General features: G+C 45.8%; 23 protein-coding genes, 1 tRNA gene and 1 pseudogene. 8 read left to right on the top strand and 17 right to left on the bottom strand.

What is annotated here, in order from left to right; translation table 11 throughout:
* Positions 1 to 211 precede the first annotated feature (211 nt).
* Positions 212 to 343 carry a hypothetical protein gene (locus tag QUA78_RS02110; RefSeq protein ID WP_333305636.1) on the top strand — a complete coding sequence of 44 codons (132 nt, stop codon included), beginning with the start codon at positions 212 to 214 and terminating at the stop codon, positions 341 to 343.
* Positions 344 to 393: 50 nt separating this feature from the next.
* Here the strand turns inward: QUA78_RS02110 and moeB are convergent, their stop codons facing one another.
* The 9 genes from moeB to QUA78_RS02065 form a co-directional block, all read right to left on the bottom strand.
* Complete coding sequence (moeB, locus tag QUA78_RS02105; RefSeq protein ID WP_333305638.1) at positions 394 to 1,566, bottom strand: molybdopterin-synthase adenylyltransferase MoeB; 1,173 nt, start codon at positions 1,564 to 1,566, stop codon at positions 394 to 396.
* A 79-nt stretch (positions 1,567 to 1,645) separates the two neighbouring features.
* Entirely contained in the window at positions 1,646 to 2,125 is a 480-nt protein-coding gene (locus tag QUA78_RS02100; RefSeq protein ID WP_333305639.1) for a M67 family metallopeptidase, read from the bottom strand.
* A gap of 229 nt (positions 2,126 to 2,354) precedes the next feature.
* Positions 2,355 to 2,969: a Uma2 family endonuclease gene (locus tag QUA78_RS02095; RefSeq protein WP_333305641.1), complete on the bottom strand. Its 615-nt coding sequence runs from the start codon at positions 2,967 to 2,969 to the stop codon at positions 2,355 to 2,357.
* A gap of 171 nt (positions 2,970 to 3,140) precedes the next feature.
* Entirely contained in the window at positions 3,141 to 3,368 is a 228-nt protein-coding gene (locus QUA78_RS02090; RefSeq protein WP_015174956.1) for an indolepyruvate ferredoxin oxidoreductase subunit alpha, read from the bottom strand.
* A 144-nt stretch (positions 3,369 to 3,512) separates the two neighbouring features.
* Positions 3,513 to 4,748, bottom strand: a complete 1,236-nt coding sequence (locus QUA78_RS02085) for an ATP phosphoribosyltransferase regulatory subunit (RefSeq protein ID WP_333305644.1) — start codon at positions 4,746 to 4,748, stop codon at positions 3,513 to 3,515.
* Positions 4,749 to 5,205: 457 nt separating this feature from the next.
* Complete coding sequence (locus QUA78_RS02080) at positions 5,206 to 6,138, bottom strand: tetratricopeptide repeat protein (protein WP_333305648.1); 933 nt, start codon at positions 6,136 to 6,138, stop codon at positions 5,206 to 5,208.
* Positions 6,139 to 6,240: 102 nt separating this feature from the next.
* Positions 6,241 to 7,056: an inositol monophosphatase family protein gene (locus QUA78_RS02075; protein ID WP_333305649.1), complete on the bottom strand. Its 816-nt coding sequence runs from the start codon at positions 7,054 to 7,056 to the stop codon at positions 6,241 to 6,243.
* Between the two features lie 167 nt (positions 7,057 to 7,223).
* Complete coding sequence (locus tag QUA78_RS02070) at positions 7,224 to 7,739, bottom strand: thermonuclease family protein (RefSeq protein WP_333305650.1); 516 nt, start codon at positions 7,737 to 7,739, stop codon at positions 7,224 to 7,226.
* A 34-nt stretch (positions 7,740 to 7,773) separates the two neighbouring features.
* Positions 7,774 to 8,142, bottom strand: a complete 369-nt coding sequence (locus tag QUA78_RS02065) for a 2Fe-2S iron-sulfur cluster-binding protein (protein ID WP_333185390.1) — start codon at positions 8,140 to 8,142, stop codon at positions 7,774 to 7,776.
* A 213-nt stretch (positions 8,143 to 8,355) separates the two neighbouring features.
* Here QUA78_RS02065 and QUA78_RS02060 point away from each other — a divergent pair.
* Positions 8,356 to 8,440: transfer RNA gene (locus tag QUA78_RS02060), tRNA-Ser, on the top strand.
* 449 nt (positions 8,441 to 8,889) lie between these two features.
* On the opposite strand, the gene QUA78_RS02055 is transcribed toward QUA78_RS02060, so the two are convergent.
* The 5 genes from QUA78_RS02055 to QUA78_RS02035 all read right to left on the bottom strand — a co-directional run bounded on the left by QUA78_RS02055 (position 8,890) and on the right by QUA78_RS02035 (position 10,940).
* Positions 8,890 to 9,288 (bottom strand): transcriptional regulator, encoded by a 399-nt coding sequence (locus tag QUA78_RS02055; RefSeq protein ID WP_333305652.1) that lies wholly within the window; start codon positions 9,286 to 9,288, stop codon positions 8,890 to 8,892.
* Positions 9,272 to 9,571: a type II toxin-antitoxin system HigB family toxin gene (locus QUA78_RS02050; RefSeq protein WP_333305654.1), complete on the bottom strand. Its 300-nt coding sequence runs from the start codon at positions 9,569 to 9,571 to the stop codon at positions 9,272 to 9,274. Before QUA78_RS02050 ends, QUA78_RS02055 begins: the two co-directional genes overlap by 17 nt.
* A gap of 124 nt (positions 9,572 to 9,695) precedes the next feature.
* Positions 9,696 to 9,911 carry a HEAT repeat domain-containing protein gene (locus tag QUA78_RS02045; protein WP_333398543.1) on the bottom strand — a complete coding sequence of 72 codons (216 nt, stop codon included), beginning with the start codon at positions 9,909 to 9,911 and terminating at the stop codon, positions 9,696 to 9,698.
* Positions 9,896 to 10,072: a hypothetical protein gene (locus QUA78_RS02040; protein ID WP_333305658.1), complete on the bottom strand. Its 177-nt coding sequence runs from the start codon at positions 10,070 to 10,072 to the stop codon at positions 9,896 to 9,898. The genes QUA78_RS02045 and QUA78_RS02040 overlap by 16 nt, the downstream gene beginning before the upstream one ends.
* 58 nt (positions 10,073 to 10,130) lie before the next feature.
* Positions 10,131 to 10,940: a pentapeptide repeat-containing protein gene (locus tag QUA78_RS02035; protein ID WP_333398541.1), complete on the bottom strand. Its 810-nt coding sequence runs from the start codon at positions 10,938 to 10,940 to the stop codon at positions 10,131 to 10,133.
* A gap of 71 nt (positions 10,941 to 11,011) precedes the next feature.
* On the opposite strand from QUA78_RS02035, the gene QUA78_RS02030 reads away from it, so the two are divergent.
* The 5 genes and pseudogenes from QUA78_RS02030 to QUA78_RS02010 all read left to right on the top strand — a co-directional run bounded on the left by QUA78_RS02030 (position 11,012) and on the right by QUA78_RS02010 (position 16,209).
* Positions 11,012 to 11,914, top strand: coding sequence for a phosphodiester glycosidase family protein (locus QUA78_RS02030; RefSeq protein WP_333305908.1), 903 nt, complete (start codon positions 11,012 to 11,014; stop codon positions 11,912 to 11,914).
* Positions 11,915 to 12,473: 559 nt separating this feature from the next.
* Complete coding sequence (locus tag QUA78_RS02025; protein ID WP_333305909.1) at positions 12,474 to 13,130, top strand: HEAT repeat domain-containing protein; 657 nt, start codon at positions 12,474 to 12,476, stop codon at positions 13,128 to 13,130.
* Between the two features lie 392 nt (positions 13,131 to 13,522).
* Positions 13,523 to 13,711, top strand: coding sequence for a hypothetical protein (locus tag QUA78_RS02020; protein ID WP_333305910.1), 189 nt, complete (start codon positions 13,523 to 13,525; stop codon positions 13,709 to 13,711).
* A gap of 476 nt (positions 13,712 to 14,187) precedes the next feature.
* Positions 14,188 to 14,982 (top strand): annotated as a pseudogene (locus QUA78_RS02015) (phycoerythrobilin:ferredoxin oxidoreductase).
* A 60-nt stretch (positions 14,983 to 15,042) separates the two neighbouring features.
* On the top strand, positions 15,043 to 16,209 hold the full coding sequence (locus tag QUA78_RS02010; RefSeq protein WP_333398539.1) for a ribbon-helix-helix protein, CopG family: 1,167 nt from the start codon (positions 15,043 to 15,045) through the stop codon (positions 16,207 to 16,209).
* 48 nt (positions 16,210 to 16,257) lie between these two features.
* Here the strand turns inward: QUA78_RS02010 and QUA78_RS02005 are convergent, their stop codons facing one another.
* The 3 genes from QUA78_RS02005 to QUA78_RS01995 all read right to left on the bottom strand — a co-directional run bounded on the left by QUA78_RS02005 (position 16,258) and on the right by QUA78_RS01995 (position 17,446).
* Positions 16,258 to 16,452: a hypothetical protein gene (locus tag QUA78_RS02005; protein WP_333305914.1), complete on the bottom strand. Its 195-nt coding sequence runs from the start codon at positions 16,450 to 16,452 to the stop codon at positions 16,258 to 16,260.
* Complete coding sequence (locus QUA78_RS02000) at positions 16,449 to 17,036, bottom strand: methyltransferase domain-containing protein (protein WP_333305916.1); 588 nt, start codon at positions 17,034 to 17,036, stop codon at positions 16,449 to 16,451. The genes QUA78_RS02005 and QUA78_RS02000 overlap by 4 nt, the downstream gene beginning before the upstream one ends.
* Before the next feature lie 206 nt (positions 17,037 to 17,242).
* On the bottom strand, positions 17,243 to 17,446 hold the full coding sequence (locus tag QUA78_RS01995) for a hypothetical protein (protein ID WP_333305918.1): 204 nt from the start codon (positions 17,444 to 17,446) through the stop codon (positions 17,243 to 17,245).
* A gap of 82 nt (positions 17,447 to 17,528) precedes the next feature.
* On the opposite strand from QUA78_RS01995, the gene crtD reads away from it, so the two are divergent.
* Entirely contained in the window at positions 17,529 to 19,145 is a 1,617-nt protein-coding gene (gene crtD, locus QUA78_RS01990; RefSeq protein WP_333305920.1) for a C-3',4' desaturase CrtD, read from the top strand.
* Positions 19,146 to 19,263: the final 118 nt, after the last annotated feature.

Below are 19,263 nucleotides of genomic sequence, written 5' to 3'. Positions count from 1 at the left end.
TCCTGTTTCGCCGCCAAACGTCGCACCTGTATCAACACGGCGCGATGTCTCGCGCCGGACACGGCATTGCCGTGTCCCTACACGAATCAATCACAAATAATGTTTTGCCGTGTCCTGTTTCGCCGCCAAACGTCGCACCTTTATCAACACGGCGCGATGTCTCGCGCCGGACACGGCATTGCCGTGTCCCTACACGAATCAATCACAAACAATGTTTTGCCGTGTCCTGTTTCGCCGCCAAACGTCGCACCTTTATCAACACGGCGCGATGTCTCGCGCAGGAAACGGCATTGCCGTTTCCTGCTTCGCTACTCGCGATTTGTTAGTTGAAGGATTGAGTTAATCTGGGTTTTCTGTAGGGACACGGCATTGCCGTGTCCTGCTTTGCTTTGCTTAATATTGAGGAACAGACGAGTCTACTTCTTGACTCCAAGCAGTAATCCCGCCCTTAACATTAATTCCCTCAATTCCCGCTTCCTTCAAAATCCCCAAAGCCTTCGCAGAACGTCCGCCCATTTTGCAGTGTGCAATCAAGCGGTGTCCGTTCAACAATTCCTTGACCTTGGCGACACCTTCGCCGTGTTCGATATCCGGCAAAGGAACCAAAACCGACCCAGGAATTTGAGCAATTTGATACTCGTTGGGATTGCGAACATCTAACAATACAAAATCCTTGGCACCGCTGTCGATTAACTCTTTAAGTTCTGCGACAGTCATCTCAGAAATTTGCTGTTGTTCTTGCGCTTCCTGTGCTTTAGCTTGAGGAATGCCGCAGAATTGTTCGTAATCGATTAACTTTTCAATTACCGGACGCACTGGATTAGGCCGCAGTTTCAATTGTCGGAACGTCATATCTAAGGCATTGTAAAGCAACAGTCTGCCGCTCAAAGTAGTGCCTTGACCCAAGATAATTTTGATAGCTTCCGTTGCTTGGATAGAACCGACAACTCCGCACAAAACGCCTAAAACGCCGCCTTCTGCACAAGAAGGAACCATGCCAGGTGGCGGGGGTTCCGGGTACAAATCGCGGTAATTCGGGCCGCCTTCGTAATTGAAAACTGTTGCTTGCCCTTCAAATCGGAAGATGGAACCGTAGACGTTGGGCTTGTTTAAAAGCACGCAAACGTCGTTCATCAAATAGCGAGTCGGGAAGTTGTCCGTGCCGTCGATAATGATATCGTAAGGAGTGGCAATGTCGATCGCATTTTCCGAACTAACGCGAGTTTCGTACAAATCAACTTGACAAAAAGGATTAATTTCTAAAAGCCGATTTTTAGCCGACTCAATCTTCGGTTTCCCAACCCAAGAAGTGCCGTGAATTACCTGCCGCTGCAAATTGGAATGGTCAACAATATCAAAGTCTACAATCCCAATGCGGCCAACACCGGCGGCTGCTAAATAAAGCAGCAGCGGCGAACCGAGGCCTCCCGTACCGATGCAGAGCACACTGGCAGCTTTGAGACGCTTCTGCCCTTCCAATCCAACTTCTGGGAGGATCAGGTGGCGAGAGTAGCGTTCGTATTCTTGTTTGTTGAGCTGGATCTCGTCCAGATTAGGATTTAGCATGATATTGTGTGTAGCGCAGATTTTGAATTATATCCTATCTAAATCTTTCGCATTTTTACGTGTTTGTTATTTTTACTAATTATTTCTTAATCTCAGTCTGTTCCGCTGCGAGAATTTCCTCTGCTTGAAAGTTCCCCTCTCCGTCAAGACTCCAACTGCGGAGGTCTTCTGAACAGCCTTGTCGGACGGACACAATGATGTAAGAGTATTGGGCCCAGGCTAATGTCCGATCGCACTCTGAGGGCACTGCGGGACAATCCGTATGAGAATGATATATGCCGATAATTGTCAGAGATCGATCGCGCCCGTGTTTCATCGCCCGCAACATATCTTCGGGCTTTATAGCATATCTGCGTCTTTCTGTCAATTCTTTTTGTTCGGGCCAATTCTCTTCAGCCTCAGCACTCCAAGCATTTTGAGTCGGCCAAACTTCTACCAAAGTTTTAACACCCCCAGTAACTCGACCGAGCAACAAACCGCAGCATTCTTCTGGATAAGTGCTTTCGGCGTGGGTGCGGATGGATAAAATTTGAGAGTCGGAAAGTGCGATCGGCTGCATAGGATTTTATTGTAGATTTTATTGTTAGGACTAAGGCCAACTGTCACAAATAGGGGTGCAATTTTAGGTATGTAGTTGCGCTTTAGCGCTCTTAGCCAAGGAAAGAGCGCTAAAGCGCAACTACATACCTTTGTTTAATGTGAGAGTCCGAAAGTGCGATCGGGCTTTTTTTTAAAACGAACCGCGAAGACGCTATAGACACGAAGGAAGAGAAGGGAAGAGAAAGAGTTCACAATTGATTTGACATTCCTGTAGCTGTTTGCAAAACAGTTCTATAAGCAATAACAGCTTCAGTTTGGTTAACATATCCTACATATTGACTCAATACAGAAAAGTCTAACTCAGGCAAAAATTCACTGCTCGAAATTAACTCATAACCCGACTCCCGCAAGTGGTAAATAGAAAATTGATCGTTAGCCCAAAACCAGACTTCAGGAACCTGCAAACCGCGATACACATCCAGCTTGTCAACACCGCCGCTAGTCAGAGCAATTTCGATCGCAATATCCGGGACTTCTGCAAGTACACCCAAACAGTAACACTCATCTGGTTCAGCACCCCGTCTCACAGCTTCGCGGCGAAATGTAGCACTTCCGTAACCGTTGAGATTAATTAGCCTTTCAACCGCATAAGTTTCTATCAACCGGGCAATAATTTTTTTAAGCCTTTCGTGTTCTGGCGAAGTCGTCATAATAATTTCTAACGTTCCTTCCAAGTAAGTCATCCTGGGGAATTCACCGACAAACATATCAGAAAGTTGCTCGTATTGCTCCCAACTCACATCATATAAAATAATGCGCTGTTCGGTAGCAGGTTCGAGAGTTTTTGGATCTAAAAGTAACATAATTAATTACCTGACTTAGATATCTAAATGTTAGATTTTTTCCGATATTTCTCACGCTTCTTCTCTGCGCCCTCTGCGCCCTCTGCGGTTCGCAAAAAAAGTAAATGTAGGGTGCGCCCGGGCGCGCACCTTACCCCTGAGTTAATGTAGGTATCTAGCCCTCAATTTCAATTAAGAGGGAGTTTGCTGCAACTCAGGCCGTTCATCTGGAACGATCGCACCTTCGACAGGACACACCTGCAAACAAATACCGCAGTCAATGCAGGTATCAAAATCAATCCAAAACCAATCAGTACCCTTGACATTTTTGCCGGGGCCCGGGTGAATGCAAGCAACCGGACAAGCGCCAACGCAATCAGCAACTCCCTCGCAAATATTCGTAACAATAGTGTGTGCCATAGTGTTCTCTCAAAACATTTTAGGTAGATAGGGAATTAGCAATTAGCAATTGGCAAAACCTTCTCTCAATCAGCAGGATACATAATATCATATCGGGTGATTTTTAACCAATTACCAACTACCAATTACTAATTACCAATTAGCCTAATTTACCGTTTCAATTGTTGGCAATCCTTCGGCATTTACCCAAGCAATTTGAGCAATTCGTCGATCGCGCGCGTATTCCCGTGCCGCCTCCGCAGTCTCCCGACTCTCCAAATCTATTTCTACCCGAACTAGGTGAGTAGACTCTCGGAGTTTGCGAGCATAATCAAAGGCCGCCGCCCCAGCTTCAGGAGTTTGAGGCACAACCAACCATTCGCTAGCTGGTGTCTCCGTGGGCAATTGCCCCTCTGTCAGCAAAACTTGGTGCAAATCTTCAATATTCAGACAAAACCCGATGCCGGGGGAATTTTGCCCTTGCGGGTCGAACAGTCCCAACAGTTGGTCGTAGCGTCCTCCTTGTCCTAAAACTCGCTGTCCTGTCTTGCTGCTGCTGACCACTTCAAACACAATTCCAGTGTAGTAGTCAAATGTTTGAATTAAACTCAAATCGAGGTGAATGTGGGATTTGAGATTGGGAATTTTTGACTGGCATTTGTGCAGCAATTCGATCGCAGATTTGAGATTGTTTAACGCCGATTGCTGCGGCAAATCTAAATCCAGCTTGGCAACAATTGGCAACACCTCTTCTGGGCGGCCGCGCAAGTCAAATAACAGCAGAGCTCTTTCTCGCAATTCGGTTGACAGCGGCAAAGTTTCCAAGGCAATTCGATCGAGATTGGCGATCGCCCCCCGAACTTTTTGGCGCACGTTTGGCGGAAACGGTTCCAGCAATCTTGCTGTCAAGCCCGCTTCTCCCAAAACCAAATGCCAGTCATCAATTCCCAAGCTCTGCAAGCACTCAGACAGCAGCAGCAGCACTTCCGCATCCGCAACCGTCCCCCCCGCGCCGAGCAGCTCTACCCCAGCTTGATAGAACTCCTGTTGCCCGCCTGAGCCAGTATCTGGGCCTTTGCGGAACACGTTAGCGTTGTAGTAGAGGCGCTGAGGCTGCCAGCGAGTCCCGGCCATCCGCATTGCAGCCGCGCGGGCGATCGATGCTGTCAGTTCCGGTCGCAAACCCAGTTCTCCATCCTCGGCGTCTTGCAATTGAATCAGAGTCGATCGGTCGATCGCGCCCCCAGCCATTAAAGTCTCCAGCCTTTCTAGAGTTGAAGTAATAATCCGGTGATAGCCCCAGCGGTGAAAAACCTGCTGCAAGCGCCGTTCGATCGAAATTTTTTGAGCAACGTCAAGGGGCAATAAATCTCTTGCACCGGATGGGGGTTGGTGAACCATATCAATTTTAGATTTTAGACTTTAGATTTTAGATGGGGCTTAGAAGCTTAGCTTTATGGACGGTGTTAAAGTCTAACGAGGCCAGCTTAACATTCGACTTTAACAAATTAAGGTGTCATATCAATTTTAGATTTTAGATTTTAGATTTTAGATGGGGCTTAGAAGCTTAGCTTTAGGGGACGGTGTTAAAGTCGAAGAAGGCAAGCTTAACATTCGACTTTAACAAATTAAGGCGTCATATCGTTTTCGTTTGCATCGGAATAATCATTTTCTCCGTCAGTGCGATCGTCCCGTTCTTTCTGGAGCATCCGCGATCGCGGGACGATCGCACTGACGGTCTAATTTTGACGGCGCTCCGATGTGCGATCGCCAACTCTGGATTCTTTTGATCCCGATAGCTCCACTGCTCAGCTCTTCAACACTTTCTAACTATTCCAAACTCACAATTCACAACTTCTCACTTCTTCTTCCCGCCAAACAAACTTGCAAAAAATCCTGGTTTCTCGTCACCTTTTTTGGCCTTTGCGGAAGCTTGTTCCAGCTTTTTCTTAACCTCCAAAGCCGTCGGTTCTTCAGGATTTGATGCCAAAGCTTTGTTCATCTCAAGTTTCGCCATTGTGGCTTGATTTTGTTCGAGGTAACACATTGCTAACATAGCGTGGGCTTGGCTGTGTTTCGGGTCGCGTTTCAGGGCTTCCCTCAACTCCAAACTTGCTTTAGCGTAATTTTTGCTGTCCATAAATCCTTGAGCTCGGCGGCAATAGGCTGCAGTCTGCGAGTCTGGGGGTTCGACTTTAGGCGGAGGAGGCGCCGCGGGAGTTGCGGTGGCTGGGGTTGCTGCTGCTGTTTTTTCTGTGCTAGTTGGGGTTGTGGCTTTTGCAGATGAACCGGCTGCAACCCCACCACCGCCAAGGCGCTCTTTTCGCAGCAGGTAAACCATGTTGAGTTCGCTAATTTGATCGATCGCCTGTTGCGTTTCCTCAACTGATTCGTACTGCTTGAGAGCGAGTTTGTTAACTGCTGTTTTGTAAGCTTCTTCCCAATTTTGAGCCGTAGCTAACTGTTTGGCTGCTGCGCTTTCGATTTGCATTTTCGCCTGTTCTTTAACGAGGCGCTTGCTGATGGTTGCTAATAGCAGGTTGTATTCTTTGCGATCGCTTTCCTTAGAGAATTTGTTGTAAGCCGGATTGACTACTTTTGATAAAAATTGGTTTGCCCAATCTTTATCGGCTGGGTCTTCAAAAGAGCAAGTATCCGAATGCAAGCGGCGGGCGATTTTCATGTAGCGCTTGCGGATGTCGTTAAACTCGGCGTCTAAGGGAATTCCCAAAATTGCGTGCTGATCAATAAAGTCATACTTGAACAGCCCTTTTGTCATTTCAAAAGACATAACTTTTACTCTTCCTTTCCTGGCTTTTCACTATCCTTTAATGTAGCTTGAGTCAAGGGGTTGTGACCCCCGTACTACCCCCCATCTTTGGCTGCGGGGGCGCTACTTCCAGGAAGATAAGGGAGGAACTGCTAGGAGTGCGCTGCTGAGTTCGCCGTGTATTCTGCCGTTTGTGGCCAAAATCCGACCCGAGTTCATCTCAAAGGCACTGCCGTCATAAGCTGTAATTTGACCTCCTGCTTCGGAGACGATGACTGCACCGGCCGCTACGTCCCAAGGAGCGAGTCCCCGTTCCCAGTATCCGTCCGATCGCCCCATCGCGAGGTGTGCGAGGTCTAGGGATGCCGAACCGCTGCGCCGCACGCCTTGGGTGAGGTGGGTGAGGTGACAGAATTCGGCATAATTATTGTCTGCTGTTTCGCGCCGATCGTATGCAAAGCCAGTGACTAGCAAGCTGGTTCTCAATTCTGAGATTTGGGAAACTTGGATGGGCTTCCGGTTGCAGGTTGCTCCCAATCCCTTGCCTGCCCGAAATAATTCGTTATGAAAAGGGTCGTAAATTACTCCAATTTGTGGTATGCCGTCGATTAACAGTCCGATCGACACGGCCCAAAAAGGATATTGGTGAGCATAATTGGTTGTACCGTCCAAAGGGTCGATCGCCCACAGGTATTTGCTGCTGGCATCCCCTAATTTGCCGGATTCTTCCGCGAGGATGGCGTGATCGGGTACGTGGCGGCCGAGAATTTCTAAGATGACGGCTTCTGAGGCTTTGTCGGCTTCTGTGACTAAATCGCCCGATCGGCCTTTTTCTTGAATGTTTTCTAATTTTCCGCAGAAAGATTGGAGGACGGAACCAGCGGCCAGGGCTGCTTCTGTGGCTATTTCTAAGAAGTTTTGCAGTTGATTGTCAGTCATTAGGAAGAAGGAAGAAGGAAGAAGGAAGAAGGAAGAGGGAAGAAGGAAGAAGGAAGAAGGAAGAAGGAAGAAGAAGGAAGAAGGAAATCATTGCTCGTTAGTAGTTATTAGTTATAACTGAGGAGTTTTTAGTCATTTACAAATGACTAATGACTAATGACTACTGACTATTGGCGATTTTGCTGGCGAAATTCTGCGGGAGTTTGGCGCAAAGCTCGTTCTGGATTCCACAGGCCTTTACCCATGAGTCTCGCCCATTCTTGAGCGTTCACCAGTCGCTGCTGGTATTTGGTGTTGGGCGATCGCACTGAAGCCAGGGCATAACCTTCTTTGACTAGCTGTTCGTTGAGCAAAACTTTATCTTGCCACAAGTAGGCTAGTTTGCGATCGAACCCGTCTCTCTGTTCGATGTCTGATTCTAACAATACCTGTTTTCCCCCAATTAGCTGTTCTAGTCTTTGTTTGGCTGCTTCTCCCCAAGGCTGCTGTTTTAAATCCGGCGCATCAATACCAATCAGCCTGATTTGTTCTAATAAGGCTATTTTGTCGGCTGTACTGATAACTTCGATTGTTTGGCCGCTGATGGCCCTTTCTACTTTGGCGATCGTACCTTGGGGCATTTCTGGTTTTTGGCAGCTAGCTAGCAACAGACAAAGGGCGATCGCACATAATCGATAAAGCATGGATAATTGGTAGTTGATAATTTATCAAATTGCCTTATTCTTCATCCAACGGCAAACCGGCTTTAACTTTACCTTTGCCGAAGTAGCGGCCGAATTGCAGTTCGTACACTTCGTCTTCGTCTTGCGTCTCTACCTCGATGTTGGAACGGGGATAGCTGACGCACAGCAGGGCATAACCTTCTTTTTGCAGTTCCACCGAAAGCCCCATTGCTTCTGGCTGGTGCAGTTCCCCCGACTTGACGCGCACCGCACAGGCGGTACAAGCGCCGTTGCGGCAGGAAAAGGGCAATTCTACTCCTTGGTTTTCGGCGCTTTGGAGGATGTAGCGGTCTTCGGGTACTCGCACGGTGTGGCGATCGCCTGTCTGTCTGTTATGAATTTTAATTGTGTAAGAGTCAGTCATGGAATTTTAGATTTTAGATTTTAGATTTTAGATTGGGGTTTGCGGGGCAAAATCCTTTATCTGAAAGCGTTTGCGACACAGGGAGGAGAATCCGGCCTGCCCGTTTGACACCCTACCCACATTAAACAGCAAATTTATGCCGTTACCCCTTCCCAAATCAGATTTGTTCTGCTAAGATAGTTTAGCTGTGGCTAAATGAATTAATTTAGCCCTGGAGAGGTGGCCGAGCGGTTGAAGGCGCACGCCTGGAAAGTGTGTTTAGGGCAACTTAACGAGGGTTCGAATCCCTCCCTCTCCGTTAAAGAAGCTGTTCAGGCAAAAAAAACAGCTTGCCAAAAAAATCTCTGATATGAGATAAATACTTTGATTAGAGCGATCGCCCTTGAATTCTTTTAGAAAACTCAAGGGCGATCGCTTTTCAATGTTGGAGTGTAAATTAGGGCGATCGCGCCGAGAATAAACGCCCAGATATAATGCCAATACTAGAAAACCATAGCTACCTACACCAATCGCCAGCGATATGGTCTAGGAGGGTCACTTAATTGTTTTTTCCAAATTTATCTTTGAACTAATCATACCTTAATTTCGCAACTCCCATCGGTAACATTTAGGGACTGCCGGCATAGGGCCAGATGCCTCTGGCATGGGCATCGGGCATCGGGCATGGGTAATAGTTAGTGGTTACTGGTTAGTAGTTTTTCTAATCACAAATAACCAATGCCCTATTCCCAATGCCCAATTTCCAAATTAAATGAACAAGCTAGGTGATATTTTAAAATAATCGCCTAGTGCCTTAGCTTGTGCCTTGCTAATCGCTCTTTTCCCATTGACAACCTCAGATACCACACCGCTCGATCCAATGATACCTACCAAGTCCGCTTGACGGGTGCCACTGGATTCCATGATGTGTTGCAAAATCTCATGAGGCTCCGATTTGTCCATCGGATAATTTTCTGTCTCATAAACTTCAATCAGCGTGACTAACAACTTGTATAAAGCTCTCTCCTCTGGAGTGAGGTTTTTAGCGAACGTTAGCCGTTCGGCCACAGCCAGGAGGCGATCGTATTCCTCTTCGGTTTCGATCGCCCTAGGAGCAATTTCTGCAAGCAATTTGCTATAACTGGCTCCATCAAAAGTAAGGATCATTTTTCCATTTGTCTTTGTCGTATTCAGCGTGGGTTAGGAAATATTTGTAGTAAATAGTTTGGTTCTCGTAGTTGATGCCGACAATCAGGCGATATTCGTTGCCTTTGATATTAAAGACTGTCAAGTCTTCTACTGCTTCGGCATCCCGGTAAATCTTGCGAACCTCCTCCAGATTCTGCCATTCTGCTTTCTTTATAGTGTCGTTCCAGCTATCAATTTGATTTTTGACATCGGGGTACTGGGCAGAATCTTTACGGAGGTTCCGGATCGAGATTAGGTGCATTTGTTTTTCTTTGATCTGTTTTTTTGTTTTGCATAATTGTTTCTCACCCAACCCTCAAATTCGTAATATGTTTATACTCTCACTTTGAGAGGAAAACGTCAAGGCCCGATCGAGTAAAAATTCTTTAACGCCCTCCAAGTGGGTTTTGTTTGTGTAGGCGCGGTTGGAAACCGCAGGCTTTGTCTTTAGTACCCACTCTGCCTCCCCCGACTCGATCCTCATCGTGTAAAAAAGCTTCTAGCAGCGTGGTTCGGGCGATCGCCTCGCAAATGAGAGTCAGCGTTTTAGCAGAGGCTCTACGCACGACAGGGTTGGGGTGATGTGCTAGAGCTTCCAGCAAAAAAAAGTTGCAAGTTTGCCAATTGAACCGAGAGTTTCGGCTAAACTCAGCCTCACCATTCCCTGCGAATCTCCCATACATTCGACCATCTTTTTGAGCAGTTCGCTGTCGTTGGGATTGAAAGTTGCGAGGGCTATTTGCTCTCTCATCGTTTGCAGCAAAGCGTCGCTTTCTGCTGGCTAAATTGCTGTTTGAATATCAGTCGGGGAATTTTATATTTTAAATTTTAGATTTTAGATTGAGGTAATTTATATCGAACTTAGCATCAGCGAGATTTGCCCCTCTGAACGAAGTACCCTCAGCATTTCCAATCTCTCGAACAATAGCCGAGAAAGACACAAACGCAAACCAAAGATACAGCAGCGACAGCAAACCGAAACACATACCCCAAAACAGTTTGTGAGTGCTAAAAAAAGCGCTCGCCGTTGCACTGAACAAAAAAGCCGCTGCGTAAGTCGCCACACTTCCAGCCGATGCGATCGCAACCTGTGGAAATTGGCTACGAATCCGCGAACTCACAAAAAACATTAACATCCCGCCGATCGCCATTCCAGCAATAGCAGCCTGGGAATTATTATTAGTTGCAGTGCCAGCATAGAAAAATCCCAACAAAGCTCCTGATAGAATAGCAGAAATTGTTCGTGCCAATCTACCCGCTTTTGAGGTTTTTGGCTGTTTGCTGGCGATCGCCGAAGCTAAACCAGCAGCGCTCAAAACGCCGTACAGCAACAGAACAAAAGGCCAACTGCCAGAACCCGGTACTTGTCCTTGAGTTCCCAAAATCAGTCGAGTCAGAACATCGCCCACAACCAAACAAATCGCGATCGCCCCAGCACTCAAAACAGCTATCTGTCGCCGAGAAAGCCCGATTTTCGCACCGATAAAATTCGCACCCGCTAACTGAGCATTTCTAAAATTGCAGCCTCTAACATCCGCACCGCTGAAATCAGCACCGTTAAGAACTTGTCCTTGGAACGATCGATTTCGTAAAATTTGATTGCTAAAATCATTAAAATCAGAATTGTTCATATTAGTATAGGATGCTTGAAAATATATAAATATGTCAGTGTCCCCGTCCCCTATCTAAAATCTAAAATGGTATGACTTATCGACCCACGATTAAACAAATTTGGCATATTCTCGGTCTCGGAATATTGCTCGCACCAATACTACTCTACAACATTCCCTACTTTTTGCGCCCCGAACAAACAAACGAAGCCCGATCGCTCTTTCAAGGAATAACCTACCGCAGGGAATTTCGGACTAATCCGCGTCCCACCCTAATTCACATTCTTAGCATCGACCTAAAAGCGCCGGGAATAGGAATTTTTGTCACTCCCGGAAACCCAACACCCGATTTAACAGAAACCAATGCCCGCACAGCTACTCAATTCCTGAAAGAATTTAAATTGCAATTAGCAGTCAACGGCAATTTTTTTTATCCCTGCATCGAGGAAGCACCTTGGGATTACTATCCCCGCAGTGGCGATCGAGTAAATAATGTCGGACACGCCATTGCCAAAAGCCAAGCTTATTCTCAACCAAATCCAGGCTTTCCCGCCCTTTGTTTTGATGCCAAAAACCGCGGTCAAATCATCGAAAACGGCACTTGTCCTGCGGGAACAGCCTATGCAGTTGCCGGAGATACTTTGCTGGTAAAAAATGGCAAAGCCGTAGCACAAAGTCAGGAAGAACGCAAACAGGATAAGCCATATCCCCGTGCAGTCGCGGCGATCGACAAAACAGGCGACAAGTTGTGGTTAATTCTGGCAGACGGCAAGCAGAGGCTTTACAGTGAAGGGCTGAAATTTAGCGAAATAACAGATATTTCGATGCAGTTGGGAGCCGAGACAGTGCTAAATTTAGATGGCGGCGGGTCGGTAAGTTTTGCAGTAGCATCGCGGTCAGGAGCTAAACTGTTGAATGCTCCGATTCAGAATAAAATCCCCATGCAGGAACGTCCAATTGCCAACCATTTGGGATTTTATGCGCGGGACAATTAGGGTTTTAAATTGCGCTTTTCTCTCCGATGGTTGGGGTTAAGACTGATTATATTATGCACCGATCCAAGCCGCTGATTGTAAATAATCTGCGCCTTGTAACCTGTTTTAAAAGTACAATTTATGCCTCCGAATACTCAAGTAAAGACCGATTCGCGCATTACTGATACCAAGCTTAGATTAAATTCCCGCAAAATTTTTTATTCAGCCTCGGATACAACTTTGTGTTAATAGCAGCAGCAGTTTTTCATCGCTTTTTATAGAGATTAGGACATGGAAGAATCTCTTTATCCTCTTATCCTAAAAATGCTAAGGAATATATAGATGTCGAAGACTCTCAGCCAGTCTGTCCCAGATGTGGCTCTCATAACATCCGCAAAAATGATCGTATTCCTAATGGAAAACAAAATCATTAATGTAAAGATGGTGACCCACAGTTTGTTGATAATAACCAGAATAAATACATCTCTCAATTCACTGAATTTTTTTTAATCTGCCCAAAATCCGGGAATAATTGCTAAAATTGTAAAGAAAAGTAACAAAAGTAAATTTTAATTGGCTTATGGAAATTAGCGAAATCCAAGCAGCGCTGCAAAGTTCGGATGCTCAAGAGAGGCAGCGGGGGGTAACGGCTCTGAGAAACTGCGATTCTGCGGTGGCGCTGCCGATGTTGCTGAGCAAAGTGGACGATCGCGAGTTTATGGTGCGATCGTTGGTGGCGATGGGATTGCGGCAGACTCAAACTGCGGAAGCTTTTGCGGCGCTGTTAAAAATGATGCAGTTCGATCGCGATCCTAACGTGCGCGCCGAAGCCGCTAACTCTTTGTCAAGGTTCGGAACCGAGGCAATTTCTCACTTGGTGGAAGCTTTTCGCCGCGATGACAATTGGCTCGTCCGCCGCAGTATCATGGCTCCGCTGTATGAAATGCAGTGTCCTGATGCAGTATTTGAAATTTGTGCGATCGGTCTTGGCGGCGAAGATTTAGCAGTTCAGGAAGTAGCAATTGACGGATTTGGTCTGCTGGCAAATACTGAGAAGCAAGAAGAGGCATTGCAGCAATTATTACCTCTAGTAAATTCGGATTACTGGGGAATTCGGCTGCGAGTTGCTCGCGCGCTGAGCAAATTTGACAATCCTCAAGCTCGGGCTGCTGTGAGCTATTTGGCAAAAGATCCAGATCATCGGGTTGCAGGCGCGACTTTGGAAGCTTCGCTTTAAAACAACGGCTTACAACATCAAGCAGACATTGGTAGCTGCCCTTAAACCCTTAAACCCGCCCCTAGATTAGCCCGATCGCGCTCACCATGTTACGGATTGTTACTTTGTTTCTAATAAACGAGACAGGCGCGATCGGCATCCTTGACGATCGCAAGAGTTTTGGCATCTGAATTAATTCGCCATGTACCAGCCTTTTCGGCAATACCTAGGCAAGAGGTGTTTCACAGCTTTGTTTGCAAAGTCGCCCCATTCCCTCCGGGTTAGAAGTCAATGTCAGCGAGCGCGGCAAAACCCCAGATACTATCCGCAGTGGGTGTTACGAATGCGCGCGATTGTAAAAAATCCGCTACACTTACATCGATGCGGGTGCATCTGCTCAAGTTTTTAATTGCGTGATTTATCCGAGTCACATTTACGATTTGCCGCTGTTGGGAATTGACCTCTTGTCTTTCGGCCAGAAGAAAATTTGGGTTTTTCTCGACTTTCAGCCACTATTTAGAGATGAGGCTTATATAGCAAAATACGTTCAACATCTAGAATCGCTCCGCGATAAGTACCACGATTTGAGCCAAAATTTCTAAATCAATTTTTATGAGGTCAATCACTATTTTTATAGATACTTGCTGTGATTCGCTAAAACTGATGCTAAAACTGGATAAAACCGGGTATATACAGCTTATAAACACTATTTGGATTTGTACTAGAAAATGCTGTAGTCAGCACAACCGCTGACTACCCAGAAAATATCCAGCGCATCGTTAAAAATCCAAAAGATTGCGACCAGTACAGTGCAGACAGAGACCAGGCTTCGGGATTGTTTAGCAGTTATTCTATCACGAGTTGGGTGATAAATTTTTGAGGAATTTTGGTTTGAAGATGCTCTGCCTTTAGCTGTAACCACGACCTCGCGATGACCACTAAGTTTACATATATTTTTTAATAAAATAAGTTGGCAATAAGGACTTTAGTCCTGAGTACAAACCTCTCGATTGAGTAGATAAAATCTCAAATCTAAAATAGACAGGATTTTTTTTATTTCTTACTAGAGACTTGTCAATTGAAGAGGTGTAATCTAAAATCTAAAATCAATATCACTCTTGATGAGCCTTTTTTAGATGCGGCGATCGCTCTGATTAAAAATCCGTTAGGCTTACAGTATTACCCGATTCCAGAAGGGTTTGAACTCAAGGAAGCTACAGTGGCCAAAAGGAAAAAACCAACTCAGCAGATCGTAACTACCTGTTACGCTTTTGCATTCCCGAAACTGTGGCAATTTCGGGCGGCTCACCTTCAAGGCGACAGCAGCTTGCAACTTCTCAATTTTGTGCTCTTCCGGCATCTTAACTTTGATTTGCCGTTTTTTGGAGCGGATTTGGTAACGCTGCCGGGTGGTCATTTAATTGCTTTGGATATGCAGCCTCTGTTTGGCGGCGACGCTGACTACCAGGCTAAGTATACTGGACCGATCGAACAAATTTTTCAAACTCATCAACCGCACCTTCCCTGGGGTGGCGACTTTCCAGAGGAAGCTAAGCAGTTTTTCTCGTCGGCGTTTCTGTGGGATCGCCCGAAGGAAACGGAAGTTGTGGAAACTCGCGTTTTTGCAGCGTTCAAAGACTATCTAGCCGCTGATTTCGATTTGGTCGATCGCCCCGAACCGGTGACATCGCGCACAAAGTTAGATAATATCTAACAAGCTCAACAGTGGAATCTGCGGTATCGTTCCGAAAAAAACCCGGGCCAGGGAATGTTTAAGCGGTTCTACGGCGAGGAATGGACTGAAGAGTATATTCACGGATTTTTGTTCAATTGGGAACAGAAGCTGGCACAATTGGTAAGTAACAAGAATTAATTTTAATAGAAGCTTCAGCCACTACACTAATAAGTGTAGGTTGGCATGAGGAAAATGCCAATGGTCAAAAAAAATCGCAATGTAGTTAGTTCCAATTCAGAAAGTAAAGTCAAAGTCGGACTTTCGCTGACTTCTTCTAGTGCCGATCGATTAAACACGATCGCTCGAAAGCTCGGAATATCAAGGTCGGAACTCCTAGAACGCTTGGCACAAGGCGCTCTGGATATTTCTAAGGACAAGACGGAAGTTACTGTCACTTGGAAAAAAGGTGAAGAAACGGAGGTAGAGGCCGCCCACTTGCAAGGGGAAACAGCCGAAGAAAGCGAATTTAATGACGCTGTAACGGCAGAAACTCTATCGGACTCGGTGAGTGTAAAGCCAAATCCGCTGCAAGAAAGTTACGAAAGTTTACAGCAGCAGTTGACTGAACGCGAAAATTCGATCGCTTCTTTGCAGCAGCAATTGGCCACCGAAAAGCAAAATCTCGAAAGCCAATTGCAGGAAACTGTACCGAAGTCAAGTTACGAAAGTTTACAGCAGCAGTTGACTGAACGCGAAAGTTCGATCGCTTCTTTGCAGCAGCAAGTCGCCGAAAAGCAAAATCTCGAAAGCCAATTGCAGGAAACTGTACCGAATTCAAGTTACGAAAGTTTACAGCAACAGTTGACTGAACGCGAAAGTTCGATCGCTTCTTTGCAGCAGCAAGTCGCCGAAAAAGAACACCGGGAACACGAGTTTCAGCAACAGCTAGCAGAAAAATCCAGTGCTTTGGAATCTTTGCAGCAGCAAGTCGCCGAAAGAGAACACCGGGAACACGAGTTTGAGCAGCAGCTAGCAGAAAAATCCAGTGCTCTGGAATCTTTGCAGCAGCAAGTCGCCGAAAGAGAAAGTTCTCTGGAATCGTTGCAGCAGCAATTAGCTACCGAAAAGCAAACTTTGGCACAGCAATTGCAGCAAACCGTGTCGCCGTCGAGTTACGAATCTTTGCAGCACCAGTTAGCCGAAAAGTCAAGTGCGATCGGAGAATTCCAAGTTCAACTAAGCAAGTTGCAATCTCTAGAAAATCAATTGAGCCAGAGTGCGGCGAAACAGCGAAATTACGAAGCTTTGCAGCAACAGTCTCAAGAACAGCTAAGAACCATCAAAGCTTTACGGGAACAGCTAGGTCAAATGCAGGCTGTGGCTGGGATTGGCGAAGCTTATCTCAACAAGTGGCGGCGTCCCTGATTCTAAATCAGCAGAGAAATCGATCGCGCGCGATCGCGATCGATTTTTTCACGGTTTGTACAAATAAAAAGCAGCCCGATCGCCGTCATTATTTTTATTTAATTCCTCAGCTTTTAGTTTAAATTCTTTAAGCTCAAGATCGGAAAAATCAGAAAACTCTCTACCGCAGAGAAATTGTAACTCCCACGAGTCAAACACAATATCTTTTATTGAAAATCCCACCTCATTTGCTAGTAATTTCATACTTTTCTGAGTGTGTAAAAACAAGTGAATCGGAGGGTCAATTTGACCTTATTTGACACCATATTCTCGCCACGCGTTGAGGTAACAAGAATTCTAATCAAAGCATACCGATCGTGTTTTAGCAGTCGCCATATATTTTTTAGAACCTCCTTCGGTTGGGGTATATGCTCAAAAGAATGATGCAGCATAATCAAATCAAACCGATCTTCTAGTTCCGCTATTTCTTTTTTAAGAATCTTGACACCATTTTTATAGAAAATATCAACTTCAATCAAAGGATCGAGTCCTGTAAGGTTCAAAAAACCTTCTTGGACTAGACGCAGCAAAAGATCCCCCGTACCGCAACCAACATCTAATATTTTCGATTCCAATGTCACATTGACCTCGATCTGCCAGTCAAAATAATAAGGAAGTCCGTATATCTTTGATAAAGTTTCTACCAAGAAGTTTTTGTTACCAAGGTAATTTTCTGCTCTTTTACTCTTCATAAATCTAAATAAGCCCTTGGTTTCTTTAACGTTAGGGATTTGTAAAGAGTAATAGTTAAATGAATAATATTGTGACAAATCTTGGGGAACCTTCACTATTTGCAAGCAAGCGCATTCACTGCATTCAATATACTCAAATGGGTTGTTATATAAACCCGGAAATTATTGAATGAGTTCGATTTTATAAATGGTGTTATCTTGCGAATTGCCGCAAATTTCACAAGTATTCAAACTCATTAGATTCAACCTTATTTAAAAAATAATTAAGCTAAACTACACCTGATTTTGCAAAAGTATCTATTCTAAGGAAGGGCTTGCTCTGAAAAGCCATGCAAGTGATGTGCGATCGGCTCAGTATAGCAGGTGAAAATTACAAGATACATCTCCAACAAATCATCTCCTACTATGTCGCCAGATGTAGGGTTGATGCCGAGGAGCGACAATTCATGTTTCCAACCTTTGATTTTATGCCCCAATGCTTCCCCCTCCCCAGTCCGAGCTCGCACTCCATAGACAGATTGAAACCTGTCGAAGCTTTTTTTTGTAATATATGATAATAATATTAAGAAATATTACAATAAATAAATTATGACGATCGCTCCTACCCTTTTTAGCAAATCCAATCCAGCAGACACTAAGAGCCGCGTCACGGTAATTGGAGCCGGCATCGGCGGGCTGACAGCAGCCGCCCTGCTAGCCCGCAGAGGATACAAAGTGCTAGTCTTAGACCAGGCGATCGTCCCCGGAGGATGCGCTTCCACCTTCAAACGCAAAGGCTTTACCTTCGATGTCGGCGCCACGCAGGTTGCAGGATTGGAACCCGGAGGCATTCATCACCGAATTTTTTCAGAATTAGACATAGAACTCCCCGCCGCGACACCCTGCGACCCGGCTTGTGCGGTGTTTTTGCCGGGAGAAACCGCCCCGATTAGCGTGTGGCGAGATCCGCAAAAGTGGCAGGAAGAAAGACAGCGACAGTTTCCTGGAAGCGAACCTTTTTGGCAATTATTGTCTGCATTGTTCAATGCTAGCTGGAAATTTCAAGGGCGCGATCCAGTTTTACCGCCCAGAAACTTATGGGATTTCTGGCAATTAATTCAAGCAGTTCGCCCCGATACTCTAATTACTTTGCCTTTCACTTTTATGACAGTGGGAGATGCTTTGCAGCTTTGTGGATTGGGCGACAATTTGCGCTTGAAAACTTTTCTGGATTTGCAGTTAAAATTGTATTCTCAAGTTGATACCGAAGAAACGGCGCTACTTTACGCGGCGACGGCTTTAGGAGTTTCGCAAGAGCCGCAGGGATTGTATCATCTAGAAGGAAGTATGCAGGTATTGAGCGATCGACTGGTAGAGGCGATCGAACGAGACGGCGGCAAAGTCCTGTTGCGGCACACAGTTGAAAGTATTGTCATAGCAAATGGCAAAGCCACCGGTACAGTGATTCGCAATCAAAAAAGCGGCGAAGTTTGGACAGAAACAGCCGATCGCATTGTTGCCAACGTGACCGCGCAAAATCTAGTTAAATTGATGTCAAGCGAGCCGATCGTCGGCAATTTAACAGATAATTTATCCGTTAAATCAGATACTTCAGAGACAACAAACCAACTCCCAAATCAAATGGCAGGCTACAAATATCGAGTAGATAAATTGCCGCCCGCATCCGGTGCTTTCGTGATATATTTAGGAGTGCATGAAAGCGCAATTCCCGCAAATTGTCCGCCGCACCTTCAGTTTCTATACGATTACGACGGCGAGATTGGGGAGAATAATTCATTATTTGTTTCTGTCAGCCATCCGGGTGATGGCCGAGCACCGCAGGGAATGGCGACAATTATCGCTTCGTCATTTACTGATACTCGAATGTGGTGGAATTCCGTTGATTATGAAGGATTAAAGCAAAAATATACCGCAGGGGCGATCGCCCGTTTGAGCGAATATTTCAATTTGACGCCAGAGTCGATCGTACATCAAGAAGCCGCCACACCCCGCACCTTTGCCCGCTACACGGCGAGAGATAGAGGAGTTGTCGGCGGCATCGGTCAACGAATACCAACCTTCGGGCCCTTCGGATTTGCCAACCGCACACCAATTAAAAACTTGTGGTTAGTGGGCGACTCCACCCATCCCGGAGAAGGAACTGCCGGCGTTTCCTATTCTGCTTTAACAGTAGTGCGGCAAATGGAAGCCGCCTCTAAAATCTAAGAGGACACGGAAATGCAGTTTCCCTAGCGCAAAAAATAATTAATCGCCCTGGTGAAAGAGGACACGGCAATGCCGTTTCCCTACGCAAAAAATAATTAATCGCGCGAGAGATGTAACT

This window comes from Microcoleus sp. K4-B3 (assembly GCF_036704615.1).
Classification (GTDB): Bacteria; Cyanobacteriota; Cyanobacteriia; order Cyanobacteriales; family Microcoleaceae; genus Microcoleus.
Note: the sequence above shows the minus strand (reverse complement) of the source record. Positions and strands in the feature narration are given on the sequence as shown.

What these genes read in the sequence shown, in the direction of transcription:
- QUA78_RS02110 (WP_333305636.1), top strand. Translation starts at nt 212, where the DNA reads ATGTTTTGCCGTGTCCTGTTTCGCCGCCAAACGTCGCACCTTTATCAA.
- moeB (WP_333305638.1), bottom strand. Translation starts at nt 1,566, where the DNA reads ATGCTAAATCCTAATCTGGACGAGATCCAGCTCAACAAACAAGAATAC.
- QUA78_RS02100 (WP_333305639.1), bottom strand. Translation starts at nt 2,125, where the DNA reads ATGCAGCCGATCGCACTTTCCGACTCTCAAATTTTATCCATCCGCACC.
- QUA78_RS02095 (WP_333305641.1), bottom strand. Translation starts at nt 2,969, where the DNA reads ATGTTACTTTTAGATCCAAAAACTCTCGAACCTGCTACCGAACAGCGC.
- QUA78_RS02090 (WP_015174956.1), bottom strand. Translation starts at nt 3,368, where the DNA reads ATGGCACACACTATTGTTACGAATATTTGCGAGGGAGTTGCTGATTGC.
- QUA78_RS02085 (WP_333305644.1), bottom strand. Translation starts at nt 4,748, where the DNA reads ATGGTTCACCAACCCCCATCCGGTGCAAGAGATTTATTGCCCCTTGAC.
- QUA78_RS02080 (WP_333305648.1), bottom strand. Translation starts at nt 6,138, where the DNA reads ATGTCTTTTGAAATGACAAAAGGGCTGTTCAAGTATGACTTTATTGAT.
- QUA78_RS02075 (WP_333305649.1), bottom strand. Translation starts at nt 7,056, where the DNA reads ATGACTGACAATCAACTGCAAAACTTCTTAGAAATAGCCACAGAAGCA.
- QUA78_RS02070 (WP_333305650.1), bottom strand. Translation starts at nt 7,739, where the DNA reads ATGCTTTATCGATTATGTGCGATCGCCCTTTGTCTGTTGCTAGCTAGC.
- QUA78_RS02065 (WP_333185390.1), bottom strand. Translation starts at nt 8,142, where the DNA reads ATGACTGACTCTTACACAATTAAAATTCATAACAGACAGACAGGCGAT.
- QUA78_RS02055 (WP_333305652.1), bottom strand. Translation starts at nt 9,288, where the DNA reads ATGATCCTTACTTTTGATGGAGCCAGTTATAGCAAATTGCTTGCAGAA.
- QUA78_RS02050 (WP_333305654.1), bottom strand. Translation starts at nt 9,571, where the DNA reads ATGCACCTAATCTCGATCCGGAACCTCCGTAAAGATTCTGCCCAGTAC.
- QUA78_RS02035 (WP_333398541.1), bottom strand. Translation starts at nt 10,940, where the DNA reads ATGAACAATTCTGATTTTAATGATTTTAGCAATCAAATTTTACGAAAT.
- QUA78_RS02030 (WP_333305908.1), top strand. Translation starts at nt 11,012, where the DNA reads ATGACTTATCGACCCACGATTAAACAAATTTGGCATATTCTCGGTCTC.
- QUA78_RS02025 (WP_333305909.1), top strand. Translation starts at nt 12,474, where the DNA reads ATGGAAATTAGCGAAATCCAAGCAGCGCTGCAAAGTTCGGATGCTCAA.
- QUA78_RS02010 (WP_333398539.1), top strand. Translation starts at nt 15,043, where the DNA reads ATGGTCAAAAAAAATCGCAATGTAGTTAGTTCCAATTCAGAAAGTAAA.
- QUA78_RS02005 (WP_333305914.1), bottom strand. Translation starts at nt 16,452, where the DNA reads ATGAAATTACTAGCAAATGAGGTGGGATTTTCAATAAAAGATATTGTG.
- crtD (WP_333305920.1), top strand. Translation starts at nt 17,529, where the DNA reads ATGACGATCGCTCCTACCCTTTTTAGCAAATCCAATCCAGCAGACACT.